The following is a 25,508-nucleotide window of genomic DNA, read 5'->3' on the forward strand; positions in this document are numbered from 1 at the left end:
TCATCAACCGCCGGCAAAGTACCCTACAGCGGAATGTTGCCGTGCTTTTTGCGGGGTAGTTGGTCTACTTTATTTTCCAGCATCCCAAAGGCCCGGATGAGCTTCTGGCGGGTTTGGTCGGGGTAGATCACCTCGTCGATGTACCCCCGATGCGCCGCCCGAAACGGATTGGCAAACTTCTCGGTGTACTCCGCTACCTTTTCCTGGAGCTTGGCCTGCGGATCTTCGGCCTCGGCAATTTCGCGTTTAAATATAATCTCGGCGGCCCCGCTGGCTCCCATCACGGCGATCTCGGCGCTGGGCCAGGCGTAGTTCATGTCGGCCCCGATGTGTTTGGAGTTCATGACGTCGTAGGCGCCGCCGTAAGCCTTGCGGGTAATGACCGTCACGCGCGGCACGGTGGCTTCGCAGAAAGCGTACAGCAGCTTGGCCCCGTTGGTAATGATGGCGTTCCACTCCTGATCGGTACCGGGCAGGAAGCCGGGGACATCTTCCAGCACCAGCAGCGGAATGTTGAAGCTGTCGCAGAAGCGTACGAAGCGCGCGGCTTTCTGGCTGGCGTGGATGTCAAGTACCCCCGCCAATACGGCGGGCTGGTTGGCTACGATGCCGATGCTCCGCCCGGCCAGGCGCGCAAAACCCACCACGATGTTTTCGGCAAAGTAGGTATGTACTTCAAAGAAGCTATCGGCGTCCGTCAGCTCACCGATCACCTCGCGCATGTCGTAGGGTTGGTTGGGGTTTTCGGGAATGAGGGTATTGAGTGCCGGGCGGCTTTCGTCGGCGGGCGTATAGGGCAGGCGCGGTGGCTCGTCCTCGCAGTTTTGGGGTATGTAGCTCAGCAGTTTTTTGATATACTCGATGCACTGCACTTCGTTGGCGGCCACCAGGTGCGTCACGCCCGACTTGGTGGCGTGCGTCATGGCCCCGCCCAGCTCTTCGGAAGTCACGGTTTCGTGCGTCACGGTTTTGACTACGTTCGGGCCCGTCACAAACATGTAGCTGGTGTTTTCCACCATCAGAATAAAATCCGTAATGGCCGGGGAGTACACCGCCCCGCCCGCGCACGGCCCCATGATGGCCGAAATCTGCGGGATAACGCCCGACGCGCGCGTGTTTCGGTAAAAAATATCGGCGTAGCCCGCCAGCGAAAGTACCCCTTCCTGGATGCGCGCGCCGCCCGAGTCGTTGAGGCCAATGACCGGCGCGCCGTTTTTCAGGGCCAGGTCCATCATTTTACAGATCTTCTCGGCGTGGGTTTCGGACAATGAACCACCAAAAACCGTAAAATCCTGCGCAAAGACGTACACCAGCCGCCCGCCGATGGTACCGTAGCCCGTCACGACGCCGTCGCCGAGGTAGTGCTCTTTGTCCAGCCCGAAGTCCTTGCTACGGTGCATCACAAACTTCCCGATCTCCTCAAACGACCCCGCGTCCAGCAGCAGGTCCAGTCGCTCGCGGGCGGTGAGTTTGCCTTTCTGGTGCTGGGCGTCGATGCGTTTGGCCCCGCCGCCTTGCAGCGCTTCTTCGTTTTTGCGGTCGAGTTGTTCGGTTCTGGTTAAGCTACGGTCAAGTGATTTCATGTACTAAACGAATTGAATGGGCTGATGAAACGTACGGAATCCGGGCGGAAGCCGGGACGCCTAAATATACGCTCAATTTTACGGAATCAAGAAATTTTTGCAGCGAAGCGGGGTGCCGGCGGGGTACTTTTCAGGGATCTTTCAGCAGGTACTTTCCAAAAAACGAATCCTTTTTGCCCAGGTATTGCCTGGCTTCCTCGGGACTAAATTCTTGATAAAGAGCCTGATAAATACCAGGGTATGTATCGTAGGCATAAACCGGATAGCCGCCCTCGCCCCGCGTGAGGTAGTTGTGGCGCAGCGCGCGGTAGGTGTGCAACGAGCACGTCAGCAGGGCCAAGGCCAGCAGGCCCAGCACCCACTTTTTTTTCCAAGGTACCTTCAGCAGGTTTTTCCAGGAAAAGTACCCCAGCTCCAGGTCGGTCAGGACGTAGTAGTAGATCGGCAGCGCCAGCACCGTGGAGGCCCGCACGAACAGATCATAGTGCATCCCGACGCGGTAAAGGGTACTTAGCCCCAGCAACCCGAACGAAACCCACGCCAGGTACCTGGCCAGGCCGCGCGGCGAGGACGTGAGCCCCAGCAAAGTACCCAGAACCAGCAGATCCAGCCCCGCGCCAGCCAGCTCGTAGGTCGTTAAAGGATGAAGGTCGTGGGGCTGCGGAAGCCAAACCCAGCCGTGCCGCAGGGGATGCCGGGCGGTGAGCAGGAAGAGCAACACGGGTACCTGAAGCAGCAAAGGCAGCAGGAAATCCGGCAGCAGGCGGCGGGGCGGGATTTTCAAAGTACCCTTCCTAAGCGCAAACAGGAATCCAAAACTATAACTAATCAGCAGTAATGCCGCCGGAAAGGCCGCCCAGAAAAATAGCAGCAGTAGTAGCCCGAAGCTCCGGTCGTAGCGGCCCCGCTGGTACGCCTCCACCAGGAAGTACCCGCCGCCGATGAGCGCCGGAATGAGCTGATTGGGCGCCCAGATCGACTGGTCAAACAGCGACCAGACCGTGTAGCCCCGGTACTGCCACCAGCCCAGGTTGTAGCCCATGGCCTGCAAAAAATAGAAAAAACTACCCCCGCCCAGCAGCAAAAGTACCTTCGGCCAGCTCCGGTGCAGCAGCACGTACAGCCAGCCAAGCCCCAGCGCCAGGCCCAGCCACGTCCACACCCACAACGCCCCCACCGACAAGCCCCCCGCCAGCTTGGAATACAGCGCCGGTACCAGGTAGTAGCCAAAGTAGTAGCGCAGGTAGGTACCTTCCGCGCGCAGCGGCCAGCGGTTCGTGACCAGGTCGTGGTACTTGGCGTTGTGGGCGGCGTAGTCTTCGGTTTGGTACACCAGCTCGCCCACGCCCGTCAGCACCGTCCAGGCCGCCGCCCCGAGCAGCAGTCCGCCCACGACCCGCCCCGGCAGGCGCGGAGGTACCTCGTCGGGCTCGGTGGCCCGGCTCGCCCAGTACAGAAATACCAAAGTACCTGCCAGCACCGGCACGGCCACCTCGGCCCGCAACCAGAAGCCCACAAAAAGCAGGTTGGGCAGGGCCAGGTACCACAGGCTTAGGCGACGGAGGTAGAGTAAGGACACGGGGGATTGGGTTTGGTGAGGGTACTTTATTAAAAAATCATGGGTGCTTTCCTTTACTCTTGCTCAAGGTACCTATCGAGTTGATCGAGCAATGCGGCCGAGCAACGCTCGTCGAGCTTGCGGGCCATCCAGGCGGGGGTCTGCTTTATTTTTTCCCAATCCCGCTCGTCGAGGAGGGCAGGTCTTTCCCGGTCCAGCGCCCAATCGATGTACCGAAAATGAAACACCTCCTCAGTGAGAAAAGGGGGCTGGTCTCCCGCCTGTGCCCACTGCTGATAGCGTGCATAATGAATCGCTTTTTCTTTGAAGGGAGAATTGAGAATAATGGTTTGGAAAAGCTGTTCGTCCGGCCCGTCCGAAAGGCGATAAAATTGTGCTAACCAGGGGTTTTGATCCATGTATTCCAATACATACTTTACACACCCGTACGACAGCGCCCACCACGCCGCCCCTCCGTAAGCCACGAGCTCGGGTGGGTACCTGCGGCGCGGAAGCAAGTACCTAAAAACGCGAAAATAACCCCGCGTCCACTGCCGGGAGAACCAGCTAGTCCTAGGATTGAGCCAGGTTACATCAAAAAAATAGTAGTAGCGGATCTTGTGCAGCCAGGTAGGCTTATCAACCAACCGCCAGTAGCTCAGGTACTCGTGATTTGCGTCCTGAAAGAATTGTCGAAGGTAAGAAATGGGCTTGATGGGGTAGTCGTTGCCCGAGAGTAAAACCAGGTAGCTATCCGAAGGAACCACGTCTAGCCCTTTGGCCATCAGCCGCAGGGTGGCCTCCACGATCGAGTAGCCTTTCCAGTTCACTTTGAGCCGATCCTGAATAAAAATCACATTCGGTGTAGTAACGAAAGGGCCTTCAAAGTCAGCCAAAGACGCCCGGCCACCCACGTGTACCACGAAAAAAACACCCGTATCCTGTAGCCTTTCTATGAGCCGATGCAACTGTCGAGGTTGGTGGTGAGCCAGAATCAAAAAACAGATAGGTCGCATACGGGAATTTTCAGCAGAGAAAACTTTTGTTAAACTATCGCTTTATCATTTTTTATTCCCCAAAGTACTTTCTAAAAAAGAAAAAAACGACCCAAACTACACCTATAAAGAGCAGATACGGCCAGCTTTCGGCCCAGCGCCAGCACTCGGTACACCAGGCTAGCTGCTGCTCGGGGAAGGTACCTAGGTCGGGTTCGAGGTGGGTGAGGCGCATGAGCGGCAGCGAAACGACCCCGGCCAAGTACCCGGCCCAGGCGGGCCGTTGCTGCAAAAGATGGAGCAGGTACGTCAGCACAAAGGGCGAAACGAGCATCGCATTCCGCACCGTATCCCCTCCCCCCAGCAGGCCAAGCACCAGACCTACCATGCTCATAAAGCCCAGGTACTTTAGGCTGAAAGTACCTTCGGCGTCCTGGTCTCCGGCGGTTTGGGAGGTACCCGACAATAATCGGGCACGAAGCCACTCGTAAAAGCCCACCAGCCCGATCCCGCCAAAGGCCAACAGCCAGCCCACGGGTACCCACAGCAATTGGGACGGGTGCAGCAGGTACTGCCGGGCCCGCCAAAGTACCGTCACGAGGGAGCTGGTGCGCCAGTCGGCCTGGAAGGGCGGGAAGGTACGCTCAGCCCAAAAACGAGCTACCAACGCCAGCGCCAAGCTACCCGCGAAAAGGAGAAGCACGCGCCGGTCAACGGCCCGACGATGCCAAACGAAAAACAACCCGCTAGCCCCCACCAGCGGCACGAAAAGCTCCTTTTGGAGCGTCGCCAGCACGCTGAGCGGAAGGAGACTGAGACTGAGGTAGTCTACACGCCCTTTGCGGACCAAGCGCAGGATAAGAAAAAGCCACAGCGCGCCAAAAAAGTACCCCGGCACATCCACCGTCACGGGGTCGGGCAGGTACATCCGAACCAGCCCGCGCCAGTGCAGCAGCAGCCAAAACAGCCCCGTCGTCACCAGGGAAAGCCGCAAACCCAGGTTCACCCAAACCCGGACCAGCACCGCCATGGCCAGTACCACGAAAATGCCATTAAGTACCTTAAATACCGCCACGGCATCGTCATAAGGTACCTGGGCGGCCAGCCAGGGTACCAGGATGCGGGGGTTGTAGGGAAAGTCGAGCTGATAAGTACCCCGCTGCCCTTTGAAGTAGGCGTAAGCCCGCAGGTACTGGTGAGCGTCGTAGCGGGCATCGAGCGTAGTGTAGGTATAAACGGGCTGTAGCTGGACGTAAATCCAGTAGATTAGCAAAGTACCTAGGACGGCCAGGGCGGGGATTGGGGCTTGGTACTTTTTGTTCATCTTTTCTATTTCGGAGAAACGCCTTATTCACCTGTTTCTACCAGAATCCACCACGCCCAGGCTGCCCGTTTCTGATAGGCTACGTTATCCCCCACGCGTTGGGCTGGGTTTACTCTTTTCAAAAGTACATTTTAATCCGTATTTCTGCCAAATAGCCCGCCAGCTACCAAATTCAGATTTCTCTTCTTGTGGAAATGACAAAAATCCCTAACTAACCTTATCTTGCCAGAATAATTCAACCTACCGGATGGGAAGATACATATTTGTGTTGCTGCTACTGGCGCTGGGGGTACTTGGCGGTAGCGCTTGGGCCCAGCCTACGGGTGGGCGGGCGGCGCTTCCGGCCTTGATCCTGCCCTCGCAGGCGCGCAGCACGGCGCTGGGCACCTACCACTTTACGCTGCCCGGCTCCGAAGCGGCGCTCTTTCTGCAAAGTCCGGCCCTGCTCGATACTACGAAGCACCAGTCGGCTTCGCTGAGCCTAATGCCTTACCTGGCCGACACGCGCCTGCTGACGGCCGCCTACGCGCAGAGCCCTAAGCAGGGTGCCAGTACCTGGGCGGCGGGTGTGCAGTACTTCCACTACGGTACCTTCGTACAAACCGACCCGGCCGGGAACGTGACGGGCGAGTTTCGGGCGGCGGACTACGCACTGTCGGCGGGTTACGGCCATACCGTGGGCAACATCACGCTGGGGGGTACTTTGAAGTGGGTCGGCTCGGGGGTGGAGAGCTACCAGCTCTGGGGACTGGCGGTGGACTGGGGGGCGGTGTTCAAGCACCCGCGTCAGGATCTGACGGCCGGGCTGGTGGTAAAAAACGCCGGTTTTCTGCGAGCCAACTACGGCGGCGGTGAGGTACCTCCCCTGCCCCTGGACGTCCGGCTGGGGCTCACCTTCAAGCCTACCTACATGCCCATCCGCTTTTCGGCCACGGCGCACCACCTCCACCGCTTCGACATGGTCTATAACGATCCGGCCCTGTTCTACGACTTCGACGCCAACGGCAACCGCCTGCCCCGAAAAGTACCCCTACCCGAAAAGCTCCTCCGCCACCTGGCCGTGGGGGCCGAGGCCCTGATTCACCCGCAGTTTCGGCTCATGGTGGGCTATGACCACCTGCGCCGCCAGGAGCTGCGCCTGCAAAATGCGGGCGGGCTGGCGGGTATTTCGTTCGGGGGTTGGCTCAAAATCAGCCGGTTTGAGATTGGCTACGGGCGGGCTCAGTATACCGCCGGCCTGGGAAGCAGTACCCTTTCTCTGCACGCCGATCTGAAATAATGGCATACTCGGGCGGCGGGTACGGTATTTTTGCGTTTCATTCGTTTACTCATTGGCAGCCTCTATTTTATTTTCCTGCCCGTTTTTTTCTCTAATCATCGTATGACCGAGCACTTAGACCGCCTCACGCCCCGGCAAATTGTAGCCGAGCTAGATCAATATATCATTGGCCAGCACGAAGCCAAACGCAACGTAGCCATTGCCCTGCGCAACCGCTGGCGACGCATGAACAGCCCCGAGGACATTCAGCGCGAAATTATCCCGAACAACATCCTGATGATCGGGGCAACGGGCGTGGGTAAAACCGAAATAGCCCGCCGCCTGGCCAAGATCGCCGACGCGCCCTTTGTGAAGGTAGAAGCCTCCAAATTTACGGAGGTAGGCTACGTGGGCCGCGACGTGGAAAGCATGGTGCGCGACCTGGTGGAGCAGGCCGTGGGGATGGTGAAAGCCCAGAAAAAAGAGGAAGTAAAGGTACGGGCCGAGCAGGCCGTGGAGGATATTATCCTGGATACGCTTATTCCGCCCATGCACACGCCCAACCCCGGTGGGAAGTCTATTGGCTACCAAAACGGGAACAATCCGGAGGGCATGCCGACCAACGACCACGAACTCAACCAGCGTACCCGCGAGCGCTTCCGGGAGAAAATCCGAAACGGAGAGCTGGACGACCGCAAAATTGACATCGAAGTACAACAAAACCAGGCCCCGAACATCGGGATGATTGGCGGGGGCATGGACGACGTGTCGATGATGAATATTCAGGAGATGATTGGCAACATGATGCCGCGCCGAGGCAAAAAGCGGAAGGTAACCGTGCAGGAAGCCCGCCAGCTCCTGCTGGATGAGGAAGCTTCCAAGCTCATCGACATGGACGAGGTAAAATCCGAAGCCATCCGTAAGGCCGAGAACCTGGGGATTATTTTTATCGACGAAATCGACAAGGTAGCGACCAGCCGCTCGTCCGGCGGCGGCCCCGACGTAAGCCGGGAAGGCGTACAGCGCGACCTGCTCCCGATTGTGGAAGGAAGTACCGTCAATACTAAGCACGGCATCATCCAGACCGACCACATCCTGTTCATTGCGGCGGGGGCATTCCACGTTTCGAAGCCATCGGACCTTATTCCGGAGCTTCAGGGGCGTTTTCCGATCCGGGTGGAGTTGCAAAGCCTCACGCAGGATGATTTTTACCAAATCCTGAAAGCGCCCAAAAATGCCCTCACCAAGCAGTACGAGGCCATGATGCGGGCCGAGGGCGTTGAGCTGCAATTTCAGGACCAATCGCTGTTGGAAATTGCCCGGATTGCGTTTGAGGTAAATAGCGAAGTAGAAAACATCGGTGCCCGCCGCCTGCAAACGGTCATGAGTACCTTGTTGAACGAATTTATGTTTGATATACCGGACCTGATCGGGCCGAATTCCTACGTCGTCGTGACGCCGGAAATGGTGCAGGAAAAACTAGCTCACCTGGTTAAAAACCGCGATCTGAGCCAATACATTCTGTAGGCAGAGGGAAGGGGCAGGGGGTACTTTTTGATTGATAAGTCATACCCGCTGCCCTTACCCCACTGCCACTCAGCCATTCTAGAGCTATGGACTGGGGTACTTTGTTAATTACTAAAATTACACCCTCTGCCCTTACCCCACTGCCCTTTGCTAATCAATCAAACAGCCATTCCAGGGCTTTGGGAAATTCTTCTCCCCAGCGCTCTTCGCTGTGCTCGCCCTTCGGGTCCACGGAAAGCTTTATCTCTACCCGGTCGTAGCCAAATCCCTGTCCTTTAATCGTTTCCCGCAGTTGCTTGAGCTTAGGTACCATCTGGCCGCCTTCCTCTCCACCTCCGTAAAGGTACATGCGCGTAGCGTAGGGTTCAAAAAAATGGATGGCGTCAAAAAACACCCGCTCTGATAGCCAAAGCGAAGGCGAAAAAATCATGAGTTTGCCAAAAACGTGGGGGTACATCAGGGCGGCGTACACGCTGAGCAGTCCGCCCAGCGAGCTCCCGCCCAGGCCGGTATGGAGGCGGTCGGGCAGGGTACGGTACAGGCTATCGACCTTGGGTTTGAGTACATTGATGATAAAACGCAGAAAATGCGCTCCTTCTCCTTTACCCAAACGCGCATTGTCGTAAGGCGAAAGCTCCCGCATCCGCTCGTCCTCACCGTGCTCAATGGCCACAATGATGACGTCGGCTTTGCCCTTTTCGGCCAGCACCGCCAGCTGCTTATCAATGCCCCAGTTGCCAAACGAAGATCCTTCTCCAAAAAGATTCTGTCCGTCGGTCAGGTAAAGTACCGGGTACCTGCGCCCGGGGTGGTGGTTGTAGTCGTAGGGAAGCAACACGTGGACGCGGCGCGGCCGGGGAAATTGCGGCGTGGTAAAAAGCTCGGAGAGCGTTTCTACCTGGGGCATCATGGATACTTCCTCCCCTTCCGGCGGTTTTACGGCCCAGCGGGGTACGTAGTCATGTACCCAGCCTTTTTGCTTTCTCGCCGTCCGGTTGGGTACCCCGTAGCCATTGGTTTGCAGCTCGGCCTGGTCCCAGCCGCCGCGGGTGTATTTGTACTCGATGGGGTCCGGCAGTTCCTGGTCATCCGGAAAGTTAAAAACGTAACGCCCCGCCGCGATCCGCTGCATCCGGTAGGGTTCGGGCTCAGGGTCCCAGGCGCAAAAATTCCCCGAAATATAAACGGGGCGCTCATCGTCGATGGGGGTGGTTAATTCTAAACGTAACGTTTCAGTTAGAGTCGGGGTAAGTGCACTCATGGGTATATCATGCTAATTCGAAAAAGCCAAAGGTGTCAAAGATACACAAAACCAGCTTTTTAGACTACGGGTTTTCGTTCTAAATAACGAAAATCGAAGGAATTAGTATGTCTTTCGTCCGCGGGATGGTGTTCTTGAAAGGTTTCTGCCCACTGGTTTTCGTCCGGAATCGTAAAAAAAGTGTCCCCCTCGAACGCTCCGTGCACTTCGGTCAGATACAGGCGGTCGGCCAGGGGTAGGGCCTGGCGGTACACCTCCCCGCCCCCGATGACAAAGACTTCGTCGGTACCGGAGCGCCGGGCGGCCTCCAGGGCTTCTTCCAATGAATGGACCACTTCTACGTCCTGGGCCGCGTAGTGGATGTCGCGCGTAATGACGATGGACGTCCGGCCCGGCAGCGGCTTCCCGATCGACTCGTAGGTTTTACGGCCCATGATCATGGGGTGCCCCAGCGTCAGGCGCTTAAATTGCTTCAGGTCGTCGGGCAGGCGCCAGATCAGTTGGTTGTCTCGGCCAATGACGCCATTCTCGGCCACTGCCACCAGTAGGGAGATGTGCATGGGTGGGTGGTGCTGGTTCATAGCTTCAGGCCGCGCAGGAGCTCGTCGGTAGTCATTCGTCGCTTTCCTTCCAGCTGCAGCTCCTCCACGGCTACCCAGCCGTCGGCGGCCCGCAGGTGCAGGTAGGTTTTGTTGTCGGTACGATACGTACCCGGTGCCAGGTTGTCGTCCGGTGGTTGGGGCAGGCTGCTTACGCGGTAGATTTTACAAAAAAGCTCACCCAAATTCGTCCAGGCGGCGGGGTACGGGGCCAGCCCCCGTACCAAGTTCCGGACTTGCTCGCGGGGTAGTTCCCAGTTTATGGCGCAGGTATCCTTATAGATCTTGGGGGCGAGCCGGGGCTCGGGTACCTCGGGCTGGGGTACCTGCGGGTAGTTTCCGGCTTCAATGGCCCGCACGGTGCGCAGTACCAGCTCGGCGCCTTTCTGCATGAGCCGCTCGTAGAGCGTCCCGGCGGTGTCGTCCGGGTGAATGGCTTCTTTCTCCTGAAAAATAATTTTTCCGGTATCGATCTCCTTTTCAATAAAGAAAGTGGTGACGCCCGTCTGGGTTTCGCCGTTGATGACCGCCCAGTTGATGGGGGCCGCGCCGCGGTACTGCGGCAGCAGCGAGGCGTGCAGGTTGAAAGTACCCCGGCCGGGCATACTCCAGACTACCTCCGGCAACATCCGGAAGGCTACTACGACCTGGAGGTCGGCCCGGAGCTGCCGGAGCTGCTCCAGGAAGGTACTTTCTTTTAATTTTTCGGGTTGCAATACCAAAATTCCCCGTTCGAGGGCGTACTGCTTTACGGGCGAAGGGGTTAGTTTCAGCCCGCGGCCCGAGGGGCGATCGGGCGCGGTAATGACCGCTACTACCTCACAACCGTTCTCTACCAGGATTCGTAGGCTCGGAACGGCGAAATCCGGGGTACCCATAAATATAATTCGGAGCCGCTCGCTCATAGTAGGTTCATTGATTTTCTGAAATAGTACTTGTTACGATTTACAAATATTGCTAATTTTGTCATCCTTCATTGGACTATGAAACAAAATTTCCGATACGGCAACCGATCCGAGGCACCTTAAAGGGCGCAACTACGAGGTATACTTCACACTTTGTAGAACGGTCGGAGCGCCGTTCTTTTTTGTTTTTTTAGCGTAAAGAAATTTTAAAAAAAACCACATGAATTTATTAACGAATATCTGACCCATGGCAAAATTTTCATACTACACGGAGGAAGGCCTCAACAAACTGAAGGCTGAACTGAACGACATGAAAACCCGTGGACGCACCGAAATAGCCCGCCAGATTGCCGAGGCCCGTGATAAAGGAGACCTGAGCGAAAACGCGGAATACGATGCCGCCAAGGATGCCCAGGGAATGCACGAAATGAAGATTGCGAAGCTGGAAGAAATTCTTTCCAACGCCCGGATTCTGGACGAATCTTCGATCGATACCTCCCTGGTGGCCGTTCTGTCGACGGTAAAAATCAAAAACAAAAAAAATGGGGCCACGCTGAGCTACACGCTGGTGTCGGAAGAAGAAGCGGACCTCAAGCAGAATAAAATCTCGGTGGGCTCGCCCATCGGAAAAGGCCTGCTGGGTAAGAAAGTAGGAGAAATGGCCGAAATAAAAGTACCCGCCGGCGTGATGGAGTTTGAGGTGTTGGACATTACCCGGGAGCTTTCCTAGCGGTACCTGGCCCTGGATAACGAAAGCCGAAGCGGGTACCCGCTTCGGCTTTCGTAGCTCAAGCTCTCTGGCTTAATTGATCCGAAACTGCTTGTCGTCGATCCCTTTGTTGATCTTCACCGACTGCGTCTCCATGTTCATTTCAAATTGCCCCATTTTCTGGCTGCGCACAAAAGGGAACATAATGCCGTTGACGGCCTTGTAGTTGCTGAATTGAATCGCCACTTCGGATTTGCCCCGGGGCGTATCCAGGGTAGCCGTGCGCTGTACCTTCAGGCCCGAGCTGGCGTCGAAGTACTCCTGCCAGGTACGGTCTCCGGCCGAGTACTCTACTTTGTAGGCATCTTTGCCGTCTACTTTTTCCTTGCCAGCCAGCTTTTTCTCAATGCCCAGCGAGTCGTAGTAGAGCTCCGGAAAAGGATGATTCTGCAAGAACTCCTGAAAAGCCTCATTTCCCTCCTTCACCTGGCTCTGGCCGCGCATGTTCCGCGACAGCTTGGTGCCGTCATACACGGTACCACCGGCTTCGTTGCCCATCATGTAGGAGGTCTGTTTGTACTTGTTGGGCATCTTGAGCTTCGTTTCCATCTCCATGGTACGCCCCTGGATATCGGCGGTCATGGTCATGGTGAGGTCTTTGATGCTTTTTAGCTTTTCCCGCCCGCCAATGGCAGTCAGGTACTTTTCAATAACCGCGTTGGCATCGGCCGGGTCCTGGGCGTAGGCGGCAGTTCCGCCCGCGAGCAGGAGCAGGAGCAGGAGTCCGAATAGTTGTAGCGTACGAACCATGGTTTAGGTTTAGTAAAAAGTGAAACGATGGCAAAAGATACGTATATCTTCGAAATGAATCACCACCCGCGGGGCAGATTTTCCCGGCTCGGGTACTTCACTACGTTGCGTGTGGGGCGTCCGAAAGACGCCCCACACGGAGGTACCTAAACCCAAAGTACCTCAGAAAAGCAGCAGGTACACCCCCGCGCCCGCCAGGTACCCGATCAGCGCCAGGAACGAGATCCGCTTGATGTACCACATAAAATCCAGCTTTTCGATGCCCATCACGGCCACCCCGGCCGCCGAGCCAATGACGAGCATACTACCTCCCGTACCGGCGCAGTAGGCCATGAATTCCCAGAGCTTGTGGTCGACGGGATAGGTGGTCATGTCGTACATACCCATGGCCGCGGCCACGATGGGTACGTTGTCCACCACGGCGGAGACGGCCCCGATAATGACCACAATCAGATCCAGATTCCCCACGGCGTTGTCGAGGCTGGTGGCGAGGTTGGTCAGTACATTCGTCACTTCAAGTACCCCCACGGCCGACAGAATCCCGAGGAAAAACAGGATACTCGACGCGTCGATCTTACTAAGCGCGTAGGCCGCCGTGTAGGGCTTTTTATCTTCCTCGTCTTTGTCTTTATGAATGATTTCCGAAAGTACCCACAAGGCCCCCAGCGAAAGCAGCATCCCCATGTACGGAGGCAGGTGGGTGACGGTTTTGAATATAGGTACAAACAGCAGCCCGGCCGTACCGGCAAAGAACATGATGCGGCCTTCCGTACGCGAAGGGCCCACTTCTTCGTTGAGGGTTAGGTCGCGGGAGAGCACCGGCACACCCAGCAGCGTTTTGCGCCGTACGAAGGTCAAAAACAGCAAGGGTACCGCCAGGGAAACCAGGCTCGGTACGATTACTTTCACGATGATGTTGAACGTGGTGATTTGTCCGCCGATCCAGAGCATGGTGGTGGTGACGTCCCCGATGGGCGACCAGGCTCCGCCCGAGTTGGCCGCGATGATGATCATCCCCGCCATGATTTTGCGCTGATCCGACTCCGGCATTACTTTCCGGAGCAGCGACACCATCACGATGGACGTGGTGAGGTTGTCCAGGAGGGCGGAAAGAAAGAACGTAAGCACGCAAATGATCCAGAGCAGTACAATGGGGTTTTTGGTTTTGATCCGATCCGTGATGATGGCAAAGCCGTCGTGGGCATCCACCAGCTCCACAATCGTCATGGCCCCCAGCAGGAAGAAAAGGATCTCGGAAATGGAGCCCAAATGGTGCGAAAGCTCCTCCACTACCCTTTCCGGGTCGCCGCTGATGAGCACGTAGGCCGTCCAGCAAAGTACCCCCGTAATGAGGGCCGAAGCCGTTTTATTGATTTCGAGGGGTTCTTCTAGGGCAATGGCAAGGTATCCAATAATAAAAATGACAATGATAGCGGTGAGCATGGTTGCAGTAGAAATTTAGGAAAGGCGGTTTTTTTGATCGGCACAAAAATAGCACGAGTTGTTAAGAGAACCGTACGTTTGAAGTGCTTAAATGGTAATTTTCTTGGTTAATAGGGCTCAGAGAGTCGTTTACGTATGCTATTTCGGGGAATTGTGGTGCGGGTACCTTTTTTGTGGGTGGAAGGGATGGCCCTTTGCCCCTTCGTGTTGGTGAAGCGTAAGTACCCCACGCCGGTGCTACTGCACCACGAGCAGATCCACCTGCGCCAGCAGCTCGAGACGGGCTTTTTACTCTTTTACGTATGGTACCTGGCCGAGTACCTCTGGCGGCTCGCCCGGCTCCGCAACCACCACCGCGCCTACCGAAGCATATCTTTTGAGCGGGAGGCTTTTCAGTGGCAAGGGCACACCCGCTACCTGGCCCAACGCCCCCGCTGGGCCTTTTTAAAGTACCTTTGAGGGGCCTTTCTGGTCGCGGTGGCTCATCACGGCTACCATCATCACCAGGGCCGTCATGATCACGGTGATCATCAGAATCCCCTCCCGAAAGCCCTTCACCAGGTACTGCGGCGGAATGCTCATGAACAGCAGTACGGTGATCAGGCCGCGGGGTGCTATGTACAAAATAGGATTGAGATTGCCCTCAAAAGTAGCCCTCAACGAAAGGTACCTGGTACCGATGATCGCCAGGACCAGCAGGCCGCTCACGATCCAGGCGTCCACGTCGGTCAGCTCCGAGATGTTGGTGGAATACCCGAAGAGCAGGAAGAAAAACGTACGAATGACGAAGGCTCCTTCGGCGGTCAGGTTTTTGAATTGATCCAGCTCTTTCTCAAAAAGATCGTTTTTCAGGTAGGTACTTAGCTTGCCCCGCACAAAAAGCTCGGTATTGTTGAGAAATAACCCAAAGATCAGAATGGCCAGCAGCGAAGACAAATGGTACATTTTGCCCACTGCGTACACAATGAAGAGCGTAGAAATAATGGGCAGGTACTTGACGTGGTGGTTGATGCGGCTGATCAGGTACAGCAGCACGAAGCAGCACACCACCGAAACCAGCACAATGAGGAAGGTACTTCTAAAAAACAGAATGGCGGAGTCCCAGCCGGAGCCGCTGGGCAGGACCAGAATGTTGAAGATCATCAGGCCCAGGATGTCCGACAGCGACGATTCGTAGACCATAAACTCGCGGCTTTTCTCCCCAATGCCCCGGATGGAGGGTATCGCCACCGCGCTGCTGATGATGGCAAAGGGCGTGGCCGTTACCAGGGCGTTATAAAATTTTTCGCCTAGCAATAGGTAAAAAACCCCGGCTATCAGGAACATACTCAGCAAGATACCCAGCAGCGCCGCTCCCAGCGTGCGCAGCACGAACCTGTATTTACCTCGGCTCAGTTCCAGGTCGAGCCCGCCTTCCAGCACAATCAGGATAAGCCCCAAAGTACCCAGCGTGGGCAGGATCACATTAACAAAAGGGATGTTAACGCCAAAGTAGTGAGTGGCCTGCCGCAGCAACATGCCCGTTGCCAGCAGCAACACGACGCTGGGCAGCTTGGTCCGGCTACTGACCAGATCGAATCCGTACGAAATAAGTACGGCGCTGCTCAACATAATGATGAGTAGAGATATATCCATCAGGAAGGTTGTGGGTTTTCTTAAAACACAATTATACGAAATAAAAGAAGGAATCCGGAATGGCGTGGCGCAAGGTACCCCTTCATCACCACCCCAAGGGCGCGCAGTACAGGCGGGTACGGTTGTTGAAACGCAGCCCCAGCATGAGCTCGTGGCTGCCGGCCGTGGCGGTGCGCAGGCCGTTGAGGGGGTACTCATACACGTAGCCCAGGCTCAGCAAGGGCGACAGCGCCAGCCCGAACAAAAAGCCCAGGCTCTCCTGCGCGCGGTACTGCGCGCCCGCCCACAGGCGGTCGGTGTACTGTACGCGCAGCTGGGTATCCAGCGAAGCCGGGCCCCGACCGTCGGTTTTGAGCCAAAGCTGGGGCAGGATGGCTACCTCGTCCGAAACCGCGAGGCGGTACGCGCCGGTGAGGTAGTAGTGCGGATTGAGCCGGCTCGAGGTACTTCCGTCCGGGAGGGCGTAGTGGAGGCGGGGCGCGTTGAGGGCCTGCGCCGAGGCCCCGAGCAGCAGGTTGTCGTGGCGTAGCAAAATTCCCGCCGATAGCAAAGGACGCCAGAGTGACACCCGCCCGCCCGGCAGGATCGGGTCGGTGGGCAGGGTAGTTTGGATGCGGTCAAAGCGCAGGCTATACTGAAGTACCCCTATGCCCAGCCCCGCCGACAGCTGCCAGCGGGCGGGCAGGCTGAGGTGCGCGGCACCGGTGAGCGTGCCGATGGTGCGTTCGGTGGGGCCCGTCTGGTCCGTCAGGAGCTGCACGCCGCCCCCAAAACGCCACGAACCCGCCGGAGGAGCGGGTGCCACCGCCCGCTGCGCCGCGTAGCGGGGCGACTTAGCGCCCGGCCTTAGCCTATCGCCGTAGCCAATCGGTAGGTGCGCCGTGACGTAGGCCGTGTGGGGCGCATCTTCCAGGCCCAGCCACTGCCTGCGGTAGCTCAGACGGACGTCCGTAAAGTCATAAGCCCCCGAAACGGCCGGATTTACGACGAAGGGGTTCAGGGCCAAGAGTCCGCTCTGGGGAAGTTGCTGGGCCCGAACTACGCCGCCCAGCACCAGCCACAGCAGGCAGGTTCCGGCGAGGTACTTTAGCTTCGCTTTTGTATTGATGATCAAATGTATCCTGACTAGTTTTTTTTACCTGATTACGAACCAAAAAGGCGGAGGCCTCCCCCACCTACCGGGTTGGCCAACAAAATCCGGGCCAAAAAATAATGATTGGATAAACCACTCCGATAAGGTACCTGTACCAAGTACCTTACCGCTTTCTGAACAAGTTCGCAATGGTTTTACCGATGTCGTCCAGCCGGTCCAGGTTGTCGGAAATGGGCTCCAGCACCGAGTGATTCGTAAAGCTCAGGCTTCTTTCTTCCATGAGCGCCGACTGGATGGGATAAATCAGGATGTAATTAATAGTTTGAAAGTACTTATTGAGGTAGGTAGGAATGCGCGCCATGCTTTTGTTGTAGGAAGCCCCTTCCCGACGGCTCAGGATGATCAGCAGGCAGTCATCCTTCTTGATGTCACGCGAGAGAATCAGAAAATCATTCCAATTATCGAACAGGTTAAACTCAGACTCCAGCGGATGATTCTCATGAACCATCGTAATGTAATCCAGCGTTTTGCGGGACGCGTAAAAGACTAGCTTGGCGCCGGTGTTTTTCGCAATGTTCCATACTTTAATCAACCAATACGGAAAGCCTATTTCCCGCTCGGCTCCGTCGGGCACGGCCACCAGGTACCGCTTGATGGTGGCGAGAGGCTGCGTGTATTTATAGATCAGCGTGGTGGTGTTGCAACGGGTAAGAATCCCTTCGGTCAGATCGCCCAAAAAGGAATCCGTAATGCCTTTTTTGTGGTGCAAGCCCAGAATTAAATCCGTAATATTATTTTCCCGCACGACGCTGGTAATTCCGTTGACAATGTTCAAATCATACCGAAGCAGCTCCTGCATGGGAGCATCGGCGGCGGCGGCAGTATTCACGGCTTTATGAAGAATTGCTTTGGCTTTTTTATCCGCTGATTTATCGGCACTGTTGTTATGAATAATATTTAACGCGTACAGGCGGCTATGTTTTGATTTGATCGTCACGCTGAGATTAATCAGCTCCTCGGCGGTCTCCAGGTTATTGACCGGAATCAATATACGTTCTTCATTTTCCGTCTCGTAGGGGGTATCCTCCGCGGCTTCGGCCAGGGCAATGTTCTGCGCGCCCTTCTGGGCGATGAACGACGCAATGGTACAGGTAATCAGGATCATCAGAATGGTCCCGTTCAGCACGGTTTCGTCGAGCAGCCTCACTACTTCTCCGTTTGGTAGCTGGCCGGTTATGATGTTGTACCCCACCAACACCGCCGCCAGCGTAGCCGCCGCCTGGGCGTTGCTCAGCCCGAAAATCAACCGGCGCTCGTCCACCGAAAACCGGAACGTTTTCTGGGTGATCCAGGCCGCCAAAAACTTGGCCGTAGTGGCCACGATGGTCATTACGGCCGCTACCTTGATGGTTTCGAGGTCTTTAAAAAAAGCCTGGTAGTCAATGAGCATCCCTACGCCGATGAGAAAGAAAGGGATGAACAGTGCATTACCCACAAATTCGATCCGGTTCATGAGCGGCGAGGTGCGCGGGATGAGCCGGTTCAGAGCCAACCCGGCCAAAAAGGCCCCGATGATGGCCTCAATGCCGGCGGCTTCGGCCAAAAAAGCGCCCAGAAAAACCATCCCGAGGACGAAGATATACTGCGAAATATTGTCGTCGAACCGTTTAAAAAACCACCGCCCAATGATCGGAAAGGTGAAGATGATGATGGCGGCAAACAGCAACACCGAAATACTCAGCCTGATCCAGAACTCGTTGGTGATCTCGCCGGTGGCCATACCCGCAATGACGGCCAGTACCAATAGCGCCAGCGTGTCGGTGATCATGGTACCTCCGATGGTGATGTTCACAGCCCGGTTTTTGGTAACGCCCAGCTTGCTGATGATCGGGTACGCAATGAGCGTATGCGAAGCAAACATACTCGCCAGTAACACCGAAGTTTGTAGGGAAAAATCCAGGATGTACAGGCCGGACAAAACGCCCAGCGCCATGGGTATCAAAAAAGTATAGAGTCCAAATACCAAACTCTTTTTGCTATTCTTTTTAAAATCGGCCAGGTCAATTTCCAGCCCCGCCAAAAACATGATGTACAACAGGCCGACCGTCCCGAATAAAATGATACTGCTATTTCGCAGCATCAGGTTTAATCCGTTGGGGCCAATGATGGCCCCGGAGATAATGAGTCCAATCAGGTGAGGAATCTTTAATTTATTGAGTAGTATCGGCGCAAAAAGTATGATAAATAAAATGAGCGAAAACAAAAGTACCGGGTTCTCCAGGGGTAGTTTTATTTCAAATATATTTAGCCGCATACAAATCAGATTTAGGTGATCATTCTCCCGTCGCTTCCCGAAAATGAAGCGCTCAAAAAAGCCTTCTTCTATCGATTTGGCCTTACCTCCATCCCGAACAGGACCTGTGCTTTAGTCTATTCAAGCGCGCGGTTTAGCAAAAGAAAGTACCCTCGCTTCACGAAATAAGACGGGTTTAAATGCCGAAAAAAGGTACTTATAGACTACTGCTCATCCGCTGGAAGGCGACCAGCATCTGCTTTTGGGTAAGCTAAGATAACGTATTTTTGACTTGCTCCAACATCACCTCCCGGCTGGTCACGTCCAAAGCCCGCGGGTACTTTTTTAAAGTAGCATATTCCGTTGATTTTTTTAGCCATTTCAAACCTAGCGTAAGTACTCGGCTCGGAAAAAGGGTACCTCCCGTAAAAGGTACCTTGCCAGGTTGCTCAGGTTGCAAGTCAGGTCTATCGGGTAGCGCTCTGTTACACCAGGCCCGCCGTAATCCGGGCCGAGAGCAAACAAAGCGGGATTCCCCCGCCGGGATGGACGCTCCCGCCCACAAAGTACAGGTTACGAAACTGGCTCGAAAAATTGGCGTGCCGCAGAAATGCCGCAAAGCGGTTGTTGGAACTGTTGCCGTACAGTGCGCCCTGCGCGCTTGACGTACGCGACTCGATCAGGCGCGGGTCCAGCACGGCTTCGCAGGCAATGAGCGAGGCAACGTCGGCCCCGAGCAGGCGGCTGAGTTTCTGAATAATATTGGCGCGCGTGGTGGCAATGAGCGCATCCCAGTCCTGGCCGTCGTTGGCGGGCGCATTCACCATCACAAACCAGTTTTCGCCGTCGGCCGGGGCGTCGGACGGCTCGTACTTGGACGTAATATTGAGGTACACCGTAGGATCGGCATGGATGGTTTTCTTATCAAAAAGGTACCTGAACTCGGTAGGATAATCCTGACTAAAAAAAATATTGTGCAGGCCCAGCTCCGAAAAGCGTCGATTGATGCCCCAGTAAAAAATCAGGGCCGAGCTGGACTTGGGCTGCCGCAGGATGCGCTCCGGGGGCTTGGCCGTTGGCAGGAGCTTCCGGAAGGTACTTACCACATCCATGTTGCTCACCACGAGTCCGAAGGGCCGAAAGCCCGCAGGTACTTCCAGGCCCGTGACGCGGTTTCCTTCCGTCACGATGCGGCGCACGGGCGTTTGGTAGTGAAACTGCACGCCCAGGTCCTCCGCCAGCCGCACCAGGCTGTTGGTGATGGCCACCATGCCTCCCGCCGGAAAGTACGCCCCGACGTTGTACTCCAGGTGCGGGATGATGTTCATCGTGGCCGGGGTCCGGAAAGGATCGGAGCCGTTGTAGGTCGCGTAGCGGTTGAAGAGCTGCACCGTGCGCGGGTCTTTAAACCGCGTGCTGTTGGCGCGGTTCATAGTCCGGAAAGCATCCAGCCGGTGCAGGTTCAGGTACCCTTTGAGAGCATCGCGGTTGAGGTAGGTACCTAGCTTGTGCAGCGAGCGGTGCAGGAAAAGACGTTCGGTGATGTCGTACTTCAGGGCGCTGTCGCGCAGGTGCCGCCGGGTACTTTCGGCGGGTTCGCCCAGGTACTTTTCCAGCGTTTGGGCGAGCTTCTCGGGCTCGGCGTCGGCCACGAAGCGCGTGCCGTCTTCGTAGAAGTACCTACAGGTTTCGGGTAGTTTTTGGTACTGAAAGTAGTCCGTTGGCTTTTTCCCGGCCAGCACAAACAGCTCATCCACCAGCTGCGGCAGGGTAAAAAGCGACGGACCCGCGTCAAAACGGTAGTCGCCCAGCTGGAAGCTGGAAAGCTTGCCGCCGGGGTAGGCGTTGGCTTCCAATACTTCTACGGCGTAGCCTTTTACCGCCAGCCGGATGGCCGTGGCAATGCCCGCAATCCCGGCCCCGATTACGGCCGCCTGGGTAGTTTGGGTGGTGGATGTAGGCACAGAGCTATTTTTTTCTTTTTGTTGATCGTGAAAATTTTACCAAAAGTACCCATCGAGGTACCCTACTTACTTCTGCGCCCGCAGCGACAGGATCAGGTTGGTTTTCAATTCAAAAAGCTGCTTCTCCAGCCCGACCGGGTAGGTATGCGGATTGACCAGCCGCTTCACGCCGCCGTGAAAGAGCGCCAGCTGCTCCTGCACCCGCCGCCGCGCCTCGTGGATGGAGGGTAGTTGGTATACTTTCTGGCCCGCCCGAAATACCGGCACCAGCAGGTCTTCGTAGGCTACCGAAGTACCAAACGAGCGCCGACGGGTAAAATCGTAGGGATCTACGATGGTGGCTTCGGCGGGCGGGGGCGTTTCGAGGTCATAGATCATGTCGGCCACGAAGCCGCCCTCATCGCGGAAGCGCCGCACCTGCTGGATGCCGGGCGTGGATACCTTCACGGCCTGTTCCGAGAGCTTTAGCTTGTACTCCCAGGTACCTTCGGGGTTCTTGATGGCCGCCAGCTTGTACACTCCCCCCAGCGCGGGCTGGTCGAAGGCCGTGACGAGCTTGGTGCCGATGCCCCACACGCCAATGCGCGCGCCCTGGGTTTTGAGGCTGGCCATCAGGTACTCGTCGAGGTCGTTGCTGGCTACGATGGAGGTACTTTGAAAGCCCGCCTGGTCCAGGAGCTTGCGCGCCTCGATGCTGAGGTAGGCCAAATCGCCGGAGTCGAGCCGGATGCCGCCCAGCTCGTAGCCCCGGGCGCGCAGTTGCCTGCCTACCTCGATGGCGTGCTTTACGCCCTGAATACTGTCGTAGGTATCCACGAGCAGCGTCACGTTGTTGGGCATGGCCCGCGCGTAGGTTTCGAAGGCTTCAAGCTCACTGTCGAACGACATCACCCAGCTGTGCGCGTGGGTACCTTTGACGGGTATGCCGTAGAGCTTCCCGGCCAGTACGTTGGAGGTAGCGTCGAAGCCCCCGATGTACGCCGCCCGGCTGGCCGTCATGCCGCCGTCGGGGCCCTGCGCCCGGCGCAGCCCAAACTCCAGCAGGCTGTCTTCCTTCGCGATCAGCCGCATCCGGGCGGCTTTGGTGGCCACCAGCGACTGGAAGTTAATAAGATTCAGCAACGGTGTTTCCAGCAATTGGCATTGCAAAATCGGTCCCTTGATGCGCAGCAGCGGTTCGTTCGGAAATACCACCGTACCCTCGGGCACGGCCTCCACGTCGCACCGAAAGGTGAGGTTTCGCAGGTATTCGAGGAAGCCTTCTTCAAACAAAGGCTGGCCGTCACTGCCCGTGAGGGAGCGCAGGTACCTGAGGTCGGCCTCGGAGAGGGCGTAAGCTTCCAGGTACTCCATCACGCTGCTCAGGCCACAGGCTACCGTAAATCCACCCTGAAAGGGATGCTTGCGAAAATACAGGTTAAAAACCGCCTCCTGCTCCGCCTTGCCCGACTTCCAGTAGCCGTAGGCCATCGTGAGCTGGTACAGATCGGTGAGCAGGCTGAGCGAGGTGTCGTAGAGCTGGTTGATCATGGAATTCTTTTTGGTGGCAAAAGTACCTCATAGCGATTCGCCGAGCAATTTCTACCTTGATCCAAACCACCAAAGTACCCTAATTGTTGAGCCTAACTCTAAAAGTACCTTAAAGTACCTGCAAGGTACTTGCCTGAACAATTGCCTGCCAAAGCCACTGCAAAAAGGTACTGGGGGCTTACCGCTCATGGAGCTTTAGGTACCTTTTAAAAAAAATTAGCTTGCTCGTGCAACGTTCTTGCTTCCCTTTGCATCTATCAACCAAAGGCCAACCACCGAGCCCCTCCGTTCATCCAAACTATTAACCTTTTGTGTAAACAAAGGTTCTATGCAATACCAAGTACTTATCTTTGCACAGTAGTCATTGAGACATAAAGATAAGTAACCATTTAAAGTCTATTAGCCATGAAATTAACTAAACTAGTCGTAGCCGCCTTGGCTATAGGAATTCTTTTGGCCCAGGCGCCGCGGGTCTTGGCCCAGCAGCCTGCCGCCAAAGGAAAAGTAGCCGGGGTAGTTTTGGATGAAAAAAAGGAGGGCTTTCCGTTCGTCAACGTACTTTTGCTGAAAGCCAAAGACTCCACGCTGGCTACGGGTGCCACCACCGATCCCAACGGCAAGTACCTGCTCGAACAACTGATACCCGGCAAGTACCTGGTGCTGGTGTCGATGGTGGGGTACCAAAAAGCCTACAGTGAACCCTTTCTGGTGGGCAACGAAACGGTGGAGCTTCCGGCTTTTATGCTGACCACCGCCACCCAGGCGCTCAACGAAGTAAAGGTAGTAGCGCAAAAGCCCTTCATCGAGCAGGAGATCGACCGCACCGTGGTGAACGTCGAAAACAGCATCGTATCGGCGGGCTCCACGGCCCTGGAGGTACTTGAACGCTCGCCCGGCGTAACCGTAGACCAGCAGAACGACCGCCTGCAACTGCGCGGCAAAGAGGGGGTCATCGTGCAGATCGACGGCAAGCAAACCTTCCTCTCGCAGCAGGAGCTCATGAATCTGCTGCGCAATACCCCCAGCGACAACATCGAGAAGATCGAGCTCATCACCAACCCTTCGGCCAAGTACGACGCCGTGGGAAACTCGGGGATTATCAACATCAAATTTAAGCGTAATAAGAACTTCGGTACCAACGGCAACGCCACCATCGGAGGCGGCATGGCCGGGACCAAGTACGGCCGGGGTAACGCGTCGCTGGCCCTCAACCACCGCGAAGGCAAGATAAGTACCTTCATGACGGCCAGTGCGTTCCGCGGCGATGGCTTCAATACCAACACCATCAAACGGACCATCCCCTACCAGGGCGACGTCACGATCTTTGACCAGCACACGAAGCGCCTCTGGAAGTCCGAGAACTACAGCCTCCGGGCCGGGCTGGACTACTTCGTCACCAAGAAAACTACCCTGGGCGTACTGGTGTCGGGCTTCTACAATGAATGGAACACCCCCACCGGCGAAACCAACGCCAACATGCTGAACGGAAACCTGGAGCTGCAACAGCGCTTCACGACGCTCTCGACCAGCGGCTCGCGGCTCAACAACCTCAGCGCCAACGCCAACCTGAAGCACCAGTTCGACGACAAGGGCAAAGAGCTCACCTTTGATGTAGACTACGTCAACTACAACGGCACCAGCAGCAACCAGCTCGATACGCGCTACTTTAACCCCAGCGGCGAGCCCGTGAATACCCCCGAGCTGGTGCGTAACGCCATGCCTTCGCTGATCAACATCGGCGTAGCCAAGCTGGACTACACCCAGCCTTTGTGGAAAGGCAAGTTTGAGACGGGCCTGAAATCCAGCTACGTGGCTTCGGACAACGACATGACGTTTGAAATAAAGGTTGACGATTGGACCATTGATCCTTCCCGCACCAACCGCTTCAAGTACACCGAAAATATCAACGCGGCCTACCTCAACTACAGCGGGCAGATCAACGCCAAGACCAAGTACCAGCTGGGTGTACGGGCGGAGCATACCCACTCCATCGGCAACTCCGTGACGCTGAACGACGTACGTGAACGCAACTACCTCGACTTCTTCCCGAGCGTGTTTCTCTCACGGAATCTCGACAGCAGCAACGTCCTGAATCTGTCGTACAGCCGCCGCATCGACCGTCCTAACTACCAGTCGCTGAACCCCTTTGAGTTTTACCTGGACCCGTTTACCTTCCAGCGTGGCAACCCAAACCTGCGCCCACAGTATACGCACTCGTTTCAGCTGACGCACGCCTTCAAAAGCATCCTGAATACCACGCTGGCCTATAGCCGCATCAAGGACATGATCGCCAGTGAGGTACCTTACCAGATCCCGGAAGAAAACAAAACCTACGTGACCACCGACAACCTCGACAACCAGGATAACCTGAGCCTCACGCTCTCAGCCCCCATCACCGTAACCAAGTGGTGGTCGGCACAGGCCAACCTGACGGGCGTCTACAACCACTTCAAGACTTTTTATCAGAATGATCTTTACGAAATTGAGCAGCTTACCTGGAACGCTTACGCCAACAACCAGTTTCGCTTGCCCCAAGGCTGGACCGCCGAGCTCTCGGGCTGGTATAACAGCCGCAATGTGTACGGTCTCTTTGTCTCGAAACCCCAGGGTATGATCAACGTGGGCCTTCAGAAGACGGTCCTTGACAAGAAAGGTACCTTCCGGCTCAACGTGCAGGACATCTTCTGGATGAATACCTTCCGGGGTAGCACCGAGTTCAAAGACATCAACCTCCAGGTACGTTCCACCTGGCCCAGCCGCCAGGTACGTTTAAGCTTTACCTACCGCTTTGGCAACCAGCAAGTAAAAGGTGCTCGCCAACGCAACACGGGCTCGGATGATCTGCAACAGCGGGTCAACTCGGGCGGGTAGGTACTTTCCCCCGCGGAATATCAGTTGGCACTAACCTGCTGGCTTCTATTCATACGATTAGTTTAGGTTAAGAAAATGGAAAGCCACTCCCGCCATGCGGAGTGGCTTTTTTGTGTATAAAAAAAATAGGCGAACCAAACGGCTCGCCTA

The 25,508-nt window shown here is 56.1% G+C and carries 20 protein-coding genes; 6 read left to right on the forward strand and 14 right to left on the reverse strand.

Features of this window, described 5'->3' with window-relative positions; translation table 11 throughout:
* Nucleotides 1-23: 23 nt before the first annotated feature.
* The 4 genes from HNQ92_RS20280 to HNQ92_RS20295 form a co-directional block, all read right to left on the reverse strand.
* The gene (locus tag HNQ92_RS20280; RefSeq protein WP_184176655.1) at nucleotides 24-1,583 is read right to left on the reverse strand and encodes an acyl-CoA carboxylase subunit beta; all 1,560 of its coding nucleotides are present in this window, start codon (nucleotides 1,581-1,583) and stop codon (nucleotides 24-26) included.
* 130 nt (nucleotides 1,584-1,713) lie between these two features.
* Nucleotides 1,714-3,162, reverse strand: coding sequence for a hypothetical protein (locus tag HNQ92_RS20285; protein WP_184176657.1), 1,449 nt, complete (start codon nucleotides 3,160-3,162; stop codon nucleotides 1,714-1,716).
* A gap of 53 nt (nucleotides 3,163-3,215) precedes the next feature.
* Complete coding sequence (locus HNQ92_RS20290) at nucleotides 3,216-4,157, reverse strand: beta-1,6-N-acetylglucosaminyltransferase (protein ID WP_184176659.1); 942 nt, start codon at nucleotides 4,155-4,157, stop codon at nucleotides 3,216-3,218.
* A gap of 52 nt (nucleotides 4,158-4,209) precedes the next feature.
* On the reverse strand, nucleotides 4,210-5,460 hold the full coding sequence (locus tag HNQ92_RS20295; RefSeq protein WP_184176661.1) for a hypothetical protein: 1,251 nt from the start codon (nucleotides 5,458-5,460) through the stop codon (nucleotides 4,210-4,212).
* A 247-nt stretch (nucleotides 5,461-5,707) separates the two neighbouring features.
* Between HNQ92_RS20295 and porQ the strand changes: the two genes are divergently transcribed.
* Together porQ and hslU are read left to right on the forward strand one after the other, a co-directional pair.
* Entirely contained in the window at nucleotides 5,708-6,739 is a 1,032-nt protein-coding gene (gene porQ, locus HNQ92_RS20300) for a type IX secretion system protein PorQ (protein ID WP_184176663.1), read from the forward strand.
* Nucleotides 6,740-6,841: 102 nt separating this feature from the next.
* A complete protein-coding gene (gene hslU / locus HNQ92_RS20305) occupies nucleotides 6,842-8,245 on the forward strand; it encodes an ATP-dependent protease ATPase subunit HslU (protein WP_184176665.1) in 1,404 nt (467 codons plus the stop codon).
* Nucleotides 8,246-8,399: 154 nt separating this feature from the next.
* Here the strand turns inward: hslU and HNQ92_RS20310 are convergent, their stop codons facing one another.
* Genes HNQ92_RS20310 through fmt form a run of 3 tightly spaced genes read right to left on the reverse strand, consistent with a single transcriptional unit; the run spans nucleotide 8,400 to nucleotide 11,010 of the window.
* A complete protein-coding gene (locus tag HNQ92_RS20310) occupies nucleotides 8,400-9,506 on the reverse strand; it encodes an alpha/beta hydrolase (protein WP_184176667.1) in 1,107 nt (368 codons plus the stop codon).
* Nucleotides 9,507-9,565: 59 nt separating this feature from the next.
* Nucleotides 9,566-10,087, reverse strand: a complete 522-nt coding sequence (locus tag HNQ92_RS20315; RefSeq protein ID WP_246440516.1) for a dihydrofolate reductase — start codon at nucleotides 10,085-10,087, stop codon at nucleotides 9,566-9,568.
* Nucleotides 10,084-11,010: a methionyl-tRNA formyltransferase gene (gene fmt / locus HNQ92_RS20320; protein WP_246440519.1), complete on the reverse strand. Its 927-nt coding sequence runs from the start codon at nucleotides 11,008-11,010 to the stop codon at nucleotides 10,084-10,086. Before fmt ends, HNQ92_RS20315 begins: the two co-directional genes overlap by 4 nt.
* Before the next feature lie 247 nt (nucleotides 11,011-11,257).
* Between fmt and greA the strand changes: the two genes are divergently transcribed.
* A complete protein-coding gene (gene greA / locus HNQ92_RS20325; RefSeq protein ID WP_184176669.1) occupies nucleotides 11,258-11,740 on the forward strand; it encodes a transcription elongation factor GreA in 483 nt (160 codons plus the stop codon).
* Between the two features lie 72 nt (nucleotides 11,741-11,812).
* Here greA and HNQ92_RS20330 read toward each other — a convergent pair whose 3' ends face one another.
* Nucleotides 11,813-12,529, reverse strand: coding sequence for a hypothetical protein (locus tag HNQ92_RS20330; protein WP_184176671.1), 717 nt, complete (start codon nucleotides 12,527-12,529; stop codon nucleotides 11,813-11,815).
* 27 nt (nucleotides 12,530-12,556) lie between these two features.
* On the opposite strand from HNQ92_RS20330, the gene HNQ92_RS28975 reads away from it, so the two are divergent.
* The gene (locus HNQ92_RS28975; RefSeq protein ID WP_281380770.1) at nucleotides 12,557-12,679 is read left to right on the forward strand and encodes a hypothetical protein; all 123 of its coding nucleotides are present in this window, start codon (nucleotides 12,557-12,559) and stop codon (nucleotides 12,677-12,679) included.
* A gap of 12 nt (nucleotides 12,680-12,691) precedes the next feature.
* Here the strand turns inward: HNQ92_RS28975 and nhaD are convergent, their stop codons facing one another.
* Nucleotides 12,692-13,972 carry a sodium:proton antiporter NhaD gene (nhaD, locus tag HNQ92_RS20335; RefSeq protein ID WP_184176673.1) on the reverse strand — a complete coding sequence of 427 codons (1,281 nt, stop codon included), beginning with the start codon at nucleotides 13,970-13,972 and terminating at the stop codon, nucleotides 12,692-12,694.
* Between the two features lie 135 nt (nucleotides 13,973-14,107).
* Between nhaD and HNQ92_RS20340 the strand changes: the two genes are divergently transcribed.
* On the forward strand, nucleotides 14,108-14,431 hold the full coding sequence (locus HNQ92_RS20340; protein WP_184176675.1) for a hypothetical protein: 324 nt from the start codon (nucleotides 14,108-14,110) through the stop codon (nucleotides 14,429-14,431).
* On the opposite strand, the gene HNQ92_RS20345 is transcribed toward HNQ92_RS20340, so the two are convergent.
* The 5 genes from HNQ92_RS20345 to HNQ92_RS20365 form a co-directional block, all read right to left on the reverse strand.
* On the reverse strand, nucleotides 14,417-15,607 hold the full coding sequence (locus HNQ92_RS20345) for a cation:proton antiporter domain-containing protein (protein WP_184176677.1): 1,191 nt from the start codon (nucleotides 15,605-15,607) through the stop codon (nucleotides 14,417-14,419). The two genes, HNQ92_RS20340 and HNQ92_RS20345, sit on opposite strands and share 15 nt — an antisense overlap.
* An 85-nt stretch (nucleotides 15,608-15,692) precedes the next feature.
* Nucleotides 15,693-16,721 carry a PorP/SprF family type IX secretion system membrane protein gene (locus HNQ92_RS20350; protein WP_184176679.1) on the reverse strand — a complete coding sequence of 343 codons (1,029 nt, stop codon included), beginning with the start codon at nucleotides 16,719-16,721 and terminating at the stop codon, nucleotides 15,693-15,695.
* Between the two features lie 142 nt (nucleotides 16,722-16,863).
* Entirely contained in the window at nucleotides 16,864-19,014 is a 2,151-nt protein-coding gene (locus HNQ92_RS20355) for a cation:proton antiporter (RefSeq protein WP_184176682.1), read from the reverse strand.
* 464 nt (nucleotides 19,015-19,478) lie between these two features.
* Nucleotides 19,479-20,957, reverse strand: coding sequence for a 1-hydroxycarotenoid 3,4-desaturase CrtD (crtD, locus tag HNQ92_RS20360; RefSeq protein WP_184176684.1), 1,479 nt, complete (start codon nucleotides 20,955-20,957; stop codon nucleotides 19,479-19,481).
* Between the two features lie 66 nt (nucleotides 20,958-21,023).
* On the reverse strand, nucleotides 21,024-22,487 hold the full coding sequence (locus tag HNQ92_RS20365; RefSeq protein ID WP_184176687.1) for a nicotinate phosphoribosyltransferase: 1,464 nt from the start codon (nucleotides 22,485-22,487) through the stop codon (nucleotides 21,024-21,026).
* A 405-nt stretch (nucleotides 22,488-22,892) separates the two neighbouring features.
* Here HNQ92_RS20365 and HNQ92_RS20370 point away from each other — a divergent pair, with 405 nt between their 5' ends.
* Nucleotides 22,893-25,358, forward strand: a complete 2,466-nt coding sequence (locus HNQ92_RS20370) for a TonB-dependent receptor (RefSeq protein WP_184176689.1) — start codon at nucleotides 22,893-22,895, stop codon at nucleotides 25,356-25,358.
* The last annotated feature ends 150 nt before the right edge of the window (nucleotides 25,359-25,508 follow it).

Origin of the sequence: Rhabdobacter roseus (assembly GCF_014202275.1) — a bacterium.
Lineage (GTDB): Bacteria > Bacteroidota > Bacteroidia > Cytophagales > Spirosomataceae > Rhabdobacter > Rhabdobacter roseus.